Here is a 12,307-nt window from a genome sequence, read left to right as displayed (position 1 = left end):
AGAAGTCCCCGCGCCTCTGTCTGGTCCCGGACAGCGGACGAGCGACACAGGCGGCCAGGTCTCCTGGCTTGCGGGTCATAAACCGCCGTCCTCGCCTTCCCAGTCACCCAGTGGCGCCGAGGTCGAGACCCCGGACGGACGACGCTCTCGCCGCCTACAGTTGCGGGCACAGCCACGGTGTCTCACCGTGTTCCCTTAACCGCCTGACGCGGCCTATCGCAGGGGTGAGAAGCCTGTGCAAGAGCCGTTAACGGGCTTGAGCGGTCGGCTGTGATCCGTCACCCTGACAGCACATGAACGCCCCTGTCTCTCACCCGCCTGAAATCGCCGCCTCGCTCGAGGGCGCGACGCCCTTCATGGCGCAGTATCTGACGGCCAAAGCCGGTCAGCCGGACGCCATTCTGTTCTTCCGGATGGGCGATTTCTACGAGCTGTTCTTCAAGGACGCCGAGGTCGCGGCGGCCGCCCTGGGCATCACCCTGACCAAGCGGGGCAAGCATCAGGGCGAGGACATCCCGATGGCCGGGGTGCCGGTCCATGCGATGGAGGGCTATCTGGCCCGGCTGATCCGCCTGGGCCACAAGGTCGCGATCTGCGAACAGCTGGAAGACCCCGCCGAGGCCAAGAAGCGCGGCGGCAAGGCGGTGGTCCACCGCGGCGTGGTGCGGGTGGTGACGCCCGGCACCCTGACCGAGGACAGTCTGCTGGACGCGCGCGGCGCCAACCGGCTGGCGGCCGTGGCGATCCGCAAGGCGCGGGCGGCGGTGGCGGTGGTGGAACTGTCGTCTGGCGCGGTCGATTCCGTGGCCTGTTCCATCGAGGACTTGGGCGCGGCCCTGGCGGCCTTCCGTCCGTCCGAGGTTCTGGTCACCGACCGGATCTATTCGGACCCGACGACGCGCGATGCGCTCGACGGCTCCGGCGGCGTGGTCCAGGCCCTGGCCTCGGCCATCGCCGAACCCCAGGCGGCGCGGACGCGGGTCGAGCGGCTGTACGGGGTCGCGGCCCTGGACGGTTTCGGCGCCTTCGAGGAGGCCGAGGTCTCGGCGCTCGGCCTGATCGCCGCCTATCTGGAGACGACCCAGGCCGGCAAGGTCCCGGCCCTGGCGCCGCCACGCCGGCTGGGCGAGAGCGGCTTTCTGGCTATCGACCCGGCGACCCGGGCCAGTCTGGAGATCGACCGCACCCAGCGTGGAGAACGCGAGGGATCGCTGCTGGCCTGTATTGACCGCACCGTCACATCGGGTGGAGCGCGCGCCCTGGCGGAACGGATCGCCCGGCCGCTGCGCGATCCGGCGGCGATCAACGAACAGTTGGACGCGGTCGAATGGCTGCTGGAGCGGCGCGATCTGCGGCGTCATCTGCGCGACGGCCTGAAGGCGTCTTCCGATGTGGCCCGCGCGGTCGGCCGGCTGGCGCTGGGGCGCGGAGGGCCGCGCGATCTGGCGGCGGTGCGCGTCGGCCTGTCGATCGCCGAGGGGATCGCGGGCCTGTTCATCGGTCAGGTGGACCCGATCACGGGTCAACCCCGCCGCATCGCCCTGGCCCTGGATCGTCTGAGCCTTTCGCCCGACATCTCGCGGCTGAAGGCTGACCTGATCGACGGCCTGGTGGACGAGCCGTCGCACCTGGCGCGCGACGGCGGCTTCGTCCGCCCCGACTATCGGCCTGAACTGGACGCCGCCCGCACCCTGCGCGACGACAGCCGTCGGGTGGTGGCCGATCTGGAGGCGCGCGCCGTCGCCGAATCCGGCGTGGCCTTCAAGGTCAAACACAACGCCGTCCTGGGCTATTTCCTGGAAACCTCGGCCAAGGCCGCGGAGGGCCTGCTGCGTGCCGGGCCGGACAGCCCCTTCATCCACCGTCAGACCCTGGCCAGCCAGGTGCGGTTCACCACGGTCGAACTGTCGGAACTGGACGCCAAGATCAGTCAGGCCGGTCATCGCGCCCTGGCCATAGAGGCCGAGACCTTCGAGGGCTGGCGGCGCGAGGTCGCGCGCCTGGCTCAGCCGCTGCAGGCGGTCGCCGAGGCTCTGGCCGAACTGGACGCCCATGCGGCCCTGGCGGAATGGGCCCAGGAGGCGGGGGCGACCCGGCCGGTGGTGGACGACAGTCTGGTCTTCTGCGTCGAAGCCGGCCGCCACCCGGTGGTCGAGGCGGCGGTCAAGGCGGCCGGCGATCCCTATACGCCCAACAACGCCCGGCTGGACGGATCCGGCGCCGCCGATGCCGAAAGAGCGGGAGCCCGCCTGGCCATCGTCACCGGCCCGAACATGGCCGGTAAGTCGACCTTCCTGCGCCAGAACGCCCTGCTGGTGATCCTGGCCCAGGCCGGGGCCTTCGTGCCGGCGCGGTCGATGCGGCTCGGCGTGGTCGACCGGTTGTTCAGCCGGGTCGGGGCCGGCGACGATCTGGCGCGCGGCCGCTCCACCTTCATGATGGAGATGGTCGAGACCGCCGCCATCCTGACCCAGGCCACGCCGCGCAGCTTCGTCGTCCTGGACGAGATCGGGCGGGGCACGGCCACCTATGACGGCCTGGCCATCGCCTGGGCCACCGCGGAGGCCCTGCACGACGTCAACCGGGCGCGCACCCTGTTCGCCACCCACTATCACGAGCTGGCTCAGCTGGAGTCGCGGCTGGACCATGTCTGCAACCTGTCCATGGCGGCCAAGGAATGGAACGGCGACCTCGTCTTCCTGCACGAGGCGGCGCCGGGGGCGGCCGACAGGTCCTATGGCGTTCAGGTGGCCAAGCTGGCCGGGGTGCCCAGCGCCGTCGTGGCCCGAGCCAAATCCGTGTTGACCCGTCTGGAAGGCGAGAAGGCCGCCGTCGCGCGGCTGGACGACCTGCCGCTTTTCGCCGTCGCCGAACCCGAGCCGATCTTCGTGCCGTCGCCGGTCGAGGCGGCGCTGGAGGCCGTGGATCCGGACGCCCTGAGCCCGCGCGAGGCGCTGGAGGCCCTCTATCGGCTCAAGGCCCTCGCGGGGAAGAAATAGGTGGAAATCCTTAGGGTCTGGAAATCTTAACCATATCGGTGAGAGGTTCAGTCTCGGCCTAGATGTCGGCCGATCCGTTTCGGACCTGATCATGAAGTTCAGCGCCCTCTCTCTCTCCGCCAAGACGGCCCTGATGGTCGTCGCCGCCCTCGGCGCCTTGACCATTGTTCTGATGGCGGTGGCCGCCTTCCTGCTGGGTCGTGACGCCGAGGCGCGCGCCACGGAACGGCAAGAGGCCAATATGCGGGTCGCCTGGGACGTTCTGTCGGACTATGGCGACGGCTTTTCCGCGCGGGACGGCAAATTATACGTCGGCTCGACGCCGATGAACGACTTTGTCGAACCGGTGGATCGGATCAAGGCGCTGGTCGGGGGCACCGCGACCGTCTTTCTGAACGACGTGCGGGTGACAACCAATGTGGTCAAGGACGACGGGTCGCGCGCGGTCGGCACCAAGCTGAAACCCGGCCCGGTCTATGACGCCGTGCTCAAGTCCGGCGTGGCGTACCGCGGCCAGACGGAAATTCTCGGAAAACCCTATTTCGTCGCCTATGATCCGATCAAGAACGCCGCGGGTCAGACCATCGGCGTCCTCTATGTCGGCATCCCGAAGGTCGATTTCATGGCCTCGGTGAACCAGGTGATGCTGGCCCTGTTCGTCTGCGGCCTTGTCGTGGCGCTGCTGATCGTCGGCGCCTGTCTCTTCCTGTCGCGCAGGATGTTCTCGCCCCTGAAAGGCCTGTGCGACCGCATGGAGGCCCTGCGCCAGGGCCGCACGGACTTTGACGCTCCATGGGTCTCGCGCGGCGACGACATCGGCCAGATCTCCCGCGCCGTGCTCGCCTTCCGCGACGCCGCCGTGCGCCAGAAGGAGACCCAGGTCGAGGCCGAGGCCATGCGCGCGACGGCGCGCGAGACGCAGATGGCGGGCGAGGCCGAACGCGAACGGCTGGCCGAGGAGGACGCGGTGGTGGTCGAGGCGCTCGGCGACGGACTGGCGGCTCTGGCGCGCGGCGACCTGACCTATCGGATCACGACCGCCTTCGCGGAGCGCAGCCGCAAGCTGAAGGACGACTACAACGCCGCCGCCGACACCCTGGCGGGAACCATGGGCGACATCATCGATCTGGTCGGCGCCATGCGCGCCGGCACCGCCGAGGTCACGACCGCCACCGACGATCTGTCGCGCCGCACCGAGCGCCAGGCCGCCGCCTTGGAGGAAACCGCCGCCGCCCTCGACCAGATCACCGTCACCGTCCGCAGGACCGCAGAGGGCGCCCAGTCTGCGGCGAACATCACCGCCGAGGCCCGAGGCGGCGCCGAGGCCCGTGAACAGATCATCGCCGACACCACCGCCGCCATGGGCGAGATCGAGACCACTTCGGGTCGGATCGGCGAGATCATCGGCGTTATCGACGAGATCGCCTTCCAGACCAATCTTCTGGCCCTGAACGCCGGGGTCGAGGCGGCCCGTGCGGGCGAGGCCGGTCGCGGCTTCGCAGTCGTGGCCTCCGAAGTCCGGGCCCTGGCCCAGCGCTCGGCCGAGGCCGCGCGCGAGATCAAGACCCTGATCGCCGCCTCCAGCGCCAGCGTCGGCGAAGGCGCCCGCCTGGTGTCCCAGACCGGCGGCGCCCTCAGCGCCCTGATCGGCCAGGTAGCGGAAATCAATCAGCTAGCCGGCGAGATCGCCGCCTCGGCCAAGGATCAGGCCGTGGGCCTGGCCGAGGTCAATACGGCGGTGACCCAGATGGATCAGACGACCCAGCAGAACGCCGCCATGGTCGAACAGACCACCGCCGCCAATCAGGCCCTGAGCCAGGAGGCCGAAAAACTGGCGGATCTGGTCGCCCGCTTCCGCATCGACGTCGAGGCCCAGGCCGGCGCCGCGCACCCGGATCGGGCGGTCTGGGCCGCCTGATCGGCTGAGCCTCGTCTGAAATCAGAAGGCCCGCCCGGCGACGGCCGGGCGGGCCTTTGTCTTGCGACCTTTCGTCGAAGGGATCGCTCCCTGCGAGGTTCGATCAGGCCTGCATCATCCAGCCTTCGACGTCCATGGCGGCCTGGCGGACGGCTTCCGAACGGGTCGGGTGAGCGTGGCAGGTGCGGGCGATGTCTTCCGAGGCGCCGCCGAAGCTCATGGTGATGGCGGCCTCGTGGATCATTTCGCCGGCCTGGGGTCCCATGATGTGCACGCCGAGCACCTTGTCGGTGGCGGCGTCGGCCAGGACCTTGGCGAAGCCGTCGGTCTCGTGGTTGATCTTGGCGCGGCTGTTGGCGGTGAAGGGGAATTTGCCCTTCTTGTAGGCGACGCCCGCCGCCTTCAGCTGGTCCTCGGTCTGGCCGACCCAGGCCACTTCGGGGAAGGTGTAGACGACGCTGGGGACCAGGGCGTAGTCGACGTGGCCATATTTGCCGGCGATGGTGTCGATCACGGCCACGGCGTCTTCTTCCGCCTTGTGGGCCAGCATCGGGCCGTGGGTCACGTCGCCGATCACCCATACCCCGTCGGCTACCTTGAAGTGGTCATGGTCGACGAAGCCGCGCTTGTCCGGCGTCACGCCGACGCTCTCCAGGCCCAGGCCTTCGGTATACGGACGGCGGCCGATGGCGACCAGAACGACGTCGCCCTTGATCGTTTCGGCAGCGCCGCCGGCAGACGGTTCGACCGTCAGCTCCACCCCGTCCTTGCCCGACTTGGCGGCCGTGACCTTGGCGCCCAGTTTGAAGATCATGCCCTGTTTGGTCAGGGTGCGCTGGAAGGCGGTGGCGACCTCGGTGTCCATGCCCGGGGTGATCCGGTCCAGGAATTCGACCACCGTGACCTCGGCGCCCAGACGGCGCCAGACCGAACCCAGCTCCAGGCCGATGATGCCCGCGCCGACCACGATCAGCTTCTTGGGCACGGCCGGCAGCGACAGGGCGCCGGTGGAATCGATGACCTTGCCCTCTTCGAAGGCGACGCCCGGCAGGGGGGTCGGCTCCGAGCCGGTGGCGATGACGATATTCTTGGCGTCCAGGGTCTGGACCGATCCGTCGGCGGCGGTCACCTCGACCTTGCCTTTTCCGACGATCTTGCCCTTGCCCTTGATCCAGTCGGCCTTGTTCTTCTTGAACAGAAACTCGATCCCCTTGGTCAGGGCGGTGACGCTCTCGTCCTTGGCCTTGTGCATCTGGCCCAGGTTCAGCTTCGGCTGGACCTCGATGCCGATCTTGGCGAATTCGCTGTTGGCCGCGTTCCACATTTCCGACGCGTGCAACAGGGCCTTGGACGGCATGCAGCCGACGTTCAGGCAGGTGCCCCCCAGGGTGGCGCGCATCTCGACACAGGCGACCTTCAGGCCCAACTGGCCGGCGCGGATCGCGGCGTTGTAACCGCCAGGCCCTCCGCCGATGATGACGACGTCGTAGGGAACGGGGGCTTCGGCCATGATATCCTCTGGTCTTCTGGCGCGGGGCGGAGCGGGCGGACACTAGCGTCGAGCCCGCAGGGGTCAACCGCCGGGTCACATATGGGACGCGGAATCGACCTTTGCAGGGGGATGAAGCCGTCAGGAGGCGTTTTTAGGCAGCCCCGTCCTCGGTCTGATCGACGGGACCGCCCCTGTCCGCGTCGGTCTCGGCGGGCAGGGTGATGGAGACCTCGGCCCCTTCGCCCGACGCGCTGTCGATGGCCAGGACGCCGGAGGACTGGCGGGCGAAGGCGAAGGCCTGCGACAGGCCCAGGCCGGCGGCGTCCGGCCGGGTGGTGAAGAAGGGTTCGGGCGCGCGACGCAACGTGTCGGCGTCCATGCCGGGGCCGGAGTCCCGCACGCTGAGCCTCAGCTGCCCATCGGGCTGGATTTCCAGGCGGACGGCGACCGAGCCCGCGCCGTTCGAGGCTTCGACCGCGTTGCGGGTCAGAGCCAGGACCGCCGCCTCGAAGGCCGAGGGATCGATCCGGGCGAAGGCTGGCTGGGCCGGGGTTTCGATCATCAGGTCGATGCCGGGGCCCGACAGCAGGCGCAGTTTGGTCTCCAGCCCCGCGAGGAAGATCCCTGCGTCGAGCGTCTGCAGATTGGTGCGGTCCTCGTCCTGCGAGAAGGCGCTGAGACGACGGGTCAGACGCTCGCCACGCTGACCGGCGGCCAGGGCGGCCTGGCCCAGACGGCGAACGCGTTCCGGCTCATCGGCGTGGCGCAGCATCATGTCCAGAGCCGAGGTCATGACCCCCAGCAGGGCGTTAAAGTCCTGGGTCACGCCGCCGGTCAGACGGCCGACATTGGCCATGCGGCGTTCGGCCTCCAGTTCGGCCCGGACCTCGCGCTCGGCGCGCGCCGCCTCCGCCAGGGTGTCGAGCAGGGCCTGGTTGTGGGCGGCCAGGATTTCGCTTTCGCGCCGCGCGAAGTCGGCCTGTGCCGCTTGCAGGGCCTCGGCGACGGGGTCCAGAACCCCGGAGTCCGGGACGCCGTCCGCCGACGTCTCACCCACCTCCGCGACGGCCGGCTCGGCGATGGTCTCGACCGGCGGCGCTTCGGCCACCGCGGTTCCGGCCAGCAGGACGGCGTCGACCCGGTCCATGTCGTCGGTCAGCGGCAGCAGGGTCCAGCGGATCGCCGCCCCGTCCGCGTCCACGGTCTCGATCAGCCCGATCTCGCCGTCGGGATTGTCGGTCGAGGTCAGGGCCGCGCGCAAGGCCTGACGGCCCTCGGTCCGGCGGTCGAGCGGCAGGAACAGGTCCGCGAAATCGGACCCCGCCACCCCCTCGCCGCGGCCCAGCATGATCAGGGCCGTGCGGTTGGCCTGACGGATGCGGCCGTCGGGATCGACGACGACCAGGGCGCTGGATGCGGCGTCGAAGACCCGATCGGCCACGCTCGGCCGGACCGGCGGCGGGGGCGGCGGGGCGGCGGGCTCGATCGCCGGAGTGGTCAGGATGTCGGTTTCGACGATGGCGGCGATCGAGCCGCTGATCTGCCCCCGGTCGTTTTCGATCGGCATGGCGGTGACCGAGACCAGCATCTTCTTGCGGGTCGCGGCGTTCATCATCAGGTGCTGGAAACCCCGAACCGTCTGGCCGCGCAGGGCCCGGGCGCTGGGCAAAAGGTCCGCGGGGATCGGCTTGCCGTCGGGAAAGGTGATGCCCCAGGTCGCCGAGTGGAAGCGCAGGCCCAGAAGTTCGGCGTCGCGACGGCCCAGCAACTGGTGCGCCGCGCGGTTGGCGAAGACGAATTTGCCGGAGCTGTCGGTCTCGACCATGGCGACGGGCACGGCGTTCATCGTCTCGAACAGGCGCCGGTCCGAGGTTTCGGCCACCTTCTGAACCATGTCCAACTGGTCCGTCGCGCTGGCGTGACGGGCGCCGTGGGTCACGGCGAACCAGATGGCGACGGCCGCGACCAAGTTGCCCACCAGGGCCAGTATGCCGAAGATCAGCGTCCAGTCGACCTCGCCTTCGAGGAACATCAATCGATCCGTTTCAATTTGGGGCGTCGATCGCCCGCTCGCGCCCCGGCTCTGCAAGGGCTGAACCAGCGATGGGGGAAGTCCTTGTCGCCGACAGCCAGACGTCATCAGGGCGGGCGCCGTCAAGCGCCGCCGAGGCGGTCTTCTTCGCCGCCTATGAAAAAAGGGCCGGACGTCGCCGTCCGGCCCTCTCGGTTCAGTCTTTGGTCGGCCTTAGAAGGCCATGCGAGCCACGATCTGGTACCAGGGACCGGCGCTCTCGGTTTCCAGTTCGTACTCGTCGTAGTCGCGATCGATCTGGTCTTCGATGGTGTTGAACTTATCGAAGACCTCGTCCTTGGACGAGTCGAGCAGGTTCGAACCGGTCAGACGGATCACCACGTTCGAGGCGACCTGCTTTTCGATGAAGACTTCCAGGTCGGCGCCGTAGGTGGTGACCACTTCCTCGCCGACGATCCGGCTCTCGGCGTCGCCCTGCTTGCGGTAGGTGGCTCCGAAGGCCGCGCCCCAGGTCGGGATGTCCTGGGTGAAGCCGACATTGAAGACATAGTCCGACTGCGAGTTGAAGCGACGGTCGCCCATGAAGTCGTCGACCGAGCTGTCCAGCCACGAGTAGTTCAGGAAGACGCCCGTGTGCTCCATGCCGATGAAGTCCAGCGGCGTCGACAGGTCAAACTCGATGCCCCACACTTGGCCGTCGCCGACGTTTTCGGCTGTGAGGACGAAGGACGTCAGTTCTTCTGCGGCCTCTTCAGGCGTGGCGCCATCGTCGATCGCATCGTCATAGTTGCCTTGGGCTTCGTCCGAGTACTCACCGGTGTTGGTCAGTTCGATCAGGTCGGTGATGTCACGGTAGAAGGCGTTGACGCCGAACACGCCGCGACGGCCCAGGCGACGTTCGAAGCCGAAGTCTACGCCCCATGCGGTTTCCGGCTCGAGATCCGGATTGCCGATGAAGTCGTTGTCGCCGTATTCGCCTTCAAGGACGGCCGGGGAGATGTAGTCGAAGTTCGGACGACGCACGGTGCGGGCCACCGAGGCCGTGATCCGGTTCGCGTCCGACAGCTTCCAGCGGATGCTCGCCGACGGCAGCAGGATGCCATAATCCTTGTCGTTCACGCGGTCGGCGTCATCGACGGTTTCATCGGTGATGCTGACGTCGGTCATCTCATAACGCAGACCGGCTTCCCACTTGGCGGGACCGTTCTCGCCCGACAGCATGACATAGGGGTCGATCCGGGTTTCCTCGATGGTGTTCACGCCGCCGGCGACCGCCTCGTAGTCCTCGTACTCGCTGTCCAGCAGAGCGCGGAAGGTAACCTCGTCCTCGACTTCAGCTTCGGCAGAGAAGATCGAGGTTTCGCGGTTCTTGTCCGAATACTGGACACCGAACTCCAGTTCCATGCCGCCGCCGAGTTGGATCTTGTGCTCGATCGCGGCCTGGATTTCCTCGTCCGTCAGGTCGGTGTCGGTGCGTTCGCCCTCGATGACTTCGTCGCCGATGTCGAGCTCTGCTTCCTGCTCGAACTGGCTGTCTTCGATGGTGGCGTAGCCCAGTTTGAAGGTGGTTTCACCGCCCAGCATCTCGCGCTCATAGCGACCATTGATCGACCAGTTGTCGGTCAGGATGTCGAGGGGATTGGCGTTGATCTTCGCCGGATCGTTGATGTCGCCTTCATCATATTCGATCGAGTTCTCGTCCTGCACGCGATCGGTGCGGACGAAGATGCCGGACAGGCGCAGATCGCCGCCGGCGACCGGCAGTTCATAGGACAGATTGGCCGAATAGTCGGTGCCGTCACGGACGTCGCTTTGGACCTCGGTATCGTTCAGTTCCGCGCCCGGCTCGTCGAAACGCTGCGAGAACTTCTCCTTCGGGTTGCGACGGTCCTGGATGTTGCCGCCGATCAGCAGGCGACCCGGACCGACCTGGCCGCCCCAGACGGCGCCGTAGGTGCCGCCCCATTCGCCGTATTGGCTGTCGTTCCAGTGCAGGGCGCCGAGCCGGACATAGCCGCCGTCCAGCGACAGGGCGTCACGCAGCACGATGTTGATGGCGCCGGCGACCGCGTCGCCCGAACGGTTGGCCGAGGACGAACGGACGACCTCGACGCGTTCGATCAGTTCGGCCGGGATGCGGTCGACGAAGAAGGAGCGGTCCAGATTGGCGCCCGGGACGCGCTCGCCGTTGATCAGGATCTGCGTATAGGCCGAGTCCAGGCCGCGCATACGGACACCGTCCGATTCCAGGACGTCTGAAAGGAAGGTCACCGACGGCACGCGCTTCAGGGCGTCGCCGGCGGTCAGCGGCTCGAAGCGCTGGAAATAGTCGAGGTCGTAGGACAGGGTCGGGACGACGTCGTCGGTCCGATTGCGCATCGCCGGCTCGCCGGTGACGATGACCTCTTCAAGCGCGGTGGCCGGCATTTGGCTCGTGCCTGAATTCTGGGCGGAGGCGGCGCCGGCGAAGGCCAGCGAGGCCAGAGACGCGAGCGAGGCGCCCGCGAGCAGTTTCAGTCTCATGATAAGTCCCCCAACGTCGGGCTGTGGCCTTCGACGAATGAGCCGCGCTTAGACTTGAGGAACGACGCGTCCGTGAATATTACGCGACGTCTACGGGGATGTTGTGGGTAGATTTTGCGACAAATGATCTGACTAAAGATTAACTTTAGTTCGTCGCCACAGACTGCGACGTCTTCGTTCTTGACCCCAGCCGGAGGCCTGTGGTCTCCGATGTTGTCGTTGAAGGGGAAATCCGATGAATCTGTCGCTCAAGCGCGCGGGCGCGCTGACCGCCTCCGTCTGTCTTCTGGCCCTGACCGCCTGCGCGACGCACGAGGTCGATTTCCAGGGCGAGGGCGAAGGTTTCGTCGGCCCGGGAGCGCCGGTCCAGGCGGTGCTGGAGACGCCGTCGGTCGGCACGGCCGGCCAGGACGCCGCTGACGATCCCGCCGTCTGGGCCTCGGCCGCGCCGGCGACAGTGATGGGCAAGACCATCTCGGGCTTCGTCGCCGGCACGGACAAGAAGTCGGGCCTCTACATCTATGGGCTGGACGGTCAGATTCTGCAGTTCATGCCCGAGGGCCTGCTGAACAATGTCGATCTGGTCGAAGGTCTGAGCGTCGGCGGCAGGCCCCAGGTCGTCCTGGGCGCCAGCGACCGCACGCCGGGCAAGACGGGCGTCTCCCTCTACCTGTTCGACCCGGCCGGAACGGGCCAGAACGGCGTGCGCCACTGGGGCGCGATCACCACCGACGTGGTCGAACCCTACGGCTTCTGTTTCGCTCGGCGGGGAGCCGAGATCCACGCCATCCTGGTCGGTCACGAGGGCGAACTGCGTCAGTTCGTGCTCACCGTCGATGCGGCCGGACAGCCCGTCTCGCGCGAGGTGCGTCGCGCCGAGATCGGAACCATTTCCGAGGGCTGCGCCGCCGACGAAGCTACGGACGCCCTCTATATCACTGAGGAGAACGTCGGCCTGTGGCGCTACGGCCTAGATCCGGCGACCGGCGCGGCGCGCACCCTGGTCCAGCCGATCGCCAAGGACATCCTGGTCGCCGACGCCGAAGGCCTGACGACGCTGACGGATGGCGGCAAACGCTATCTGATCGCCTCGAGCCAGGGCGACTCGACCTTCCCGGTGTGGCGGATCGACGGCGCCGCGCCGGAGTACAAGGGGCGGTTCAAGATCGTGGACGGCGTGGTGGACGGCGTGACCGGCACGGATGGTCTCGCGGCCGCGAGCGGCGCGGTCGGTCCCTTCCCGGAAGGCCTGGTGGTGATACAGGACGACGTGAATGACGTCGGCACGCAGAACTTCAAATATGTGGACTGGCGCGACATCCGCCGCGCCCTGGGGCTCTAAG

The 12,307-nt window shown here is 67.7% G+C and carries 6 protein-coding genes and 1 riboswitch; of the genes, 3 read left to right on the top strand and 3 right to left on the bottom strand.

Going from position 1 to position 12,307, the window contains the following annotated elements; translation table 11 throughout:
• Positions 1-56: 56 nt before the first annotated feature.
• Positions 57-197, bottom strand: a riboswitch (cobalamin riboswitch).
• A 96-nt stretch (positions 198-293) separates the two neighbouring features.
• A complete protein-coding gene (mutS, locus tag H2037_RS06895) occupies positions 294-2,999 on the top strand; it encodes a DNA mismatch repair protein MutS (RefSeq protein ID WP_292119493.1) in 2,706 nt (901 codons plus the stop codon).
• A gap of 91 nt (positions 3,000-3,090) precedes the next feature.
• On the top strand, positions 3,091-4,917 hold the full coding sequence (locus tag H2037_RS06890) for a methyl-accepting chemotaxis protein (protein ID WP_292119490.1): 1,827 nt from the start codon (positions 3,091-3,093) through the stop codon (positions 4,915-4,917).
• Positions 4,918-5,020: 103 nt separating this feature from the next.
• Here the strand turns inward: H2037_RS06890 and lpdA are convergent, their stop codons facing one another.
• The 3 genes from lpdA to H2037_RS06875 form a co-directional block, all read right to left on the bottom strand.
• On the bottom strand, positions 5,021-6,427 hold the full coding sequence (lpdA, locus tag H2037_RS06885; RefSeq protein ID WP_292119487.1) for a dihydrolipoyl dehydrogenase: 1,407 nt from the start codon (positions 6,425-6,427) through the stop codon (positions 5,021-5,023).
• Positions 6,428-6,560: 133 nt separating this feature from the next.
• On the bottom strand, positions 6,561-8,441 hold the full coding sequence (locus tag H2037_RS06880) for a PAS domain-containing protein (RefSeq protein WP_292119484.1): 1,881 nt from the start codon (positions 8,439-8,441) through the stop codon (positions 6,561-6,563).
• Between the two features lie 213 nt (positions 8,442-8,654).
• On the bottom strand, positions 8,655-10,964 hold the full coding sequence (locus tag H2037_RS06875; RefSeq protein WP_292119481.1) for a TonB-dependent receptor: 2,310 nt from the start codon (positions 10,962-10,964) through the stop codon (positions 8,655-8,657).
• Between the two features lie 235 nt (positions 10,965-11,199).
• Between H2037_RS06875 and H2037_RS06870 the strand changes: the two genes are divergently transcribed.
• Positions 11,200-12,306, top strand: coding sequence for a phytase (locus H2037_RS06870; protein ID WP_292119479.1), 1,107 nt, complete (start codon positions 11,200-11,202; stop codon positions 12,304-12,306).
• The last annotated feature ends 1 nt before the right edge of the window (position 12,307 follow it).

Source organism: Brevundimonas sp., from assembly GCF_013912065.1.
GTDB lineage: Bacteria > Pseudomonadota > Alphaproteobacteria > Caulobacterales > Caulobacteraceae > Brevundimonas.
This window is presented reverse-complemented; position numbering and strand designations above follow the sequence as displayed.

Coding starts and splice junctions, on each gene's coding strand:
- H2037_RS06875 (WP_292119481.1), bottom strand. CDS start 10,964: ATGAGACTGAAACTGCTCGCGGGCGCCTCGCTCGCGTCTCTGGCCTCG.
- H2037_RS06880 (WP_292119484.1), bottom strand. CDS start 8,441: ATGTTCCTCGAAGGCGAGGTCGACTGGACGCTGATCTTCGGCATACTG.
- mutS (WP_292119493.1), top strand. CDS start 294: ATGAACGCCCCTGTCTCTCACCCGCCTGAAATCGCCGCCTCGCTCGAG.
- H2037_RS06870 (WP_292119479.1), top strand. CDS start 11,200: ATGAATCTGTCGCTCAAGCGCGCGGGCGCGCTGACCGCCTCCGTCTGT.
- H2037_RS06890 (WP_292119490.1), top strand. CDS start 3,091: ATGAAGTTCAGCGCCCTCTCTCTCTCCGCCAAGACGGCCCTGATGGTC.
- lpdA (WP_292119487.1), bottom strand. CDS start 6,427: ATGGCCGAAGCCCCCGTTCCCTACGACGTCGTCATCATCGGCGGAGGG.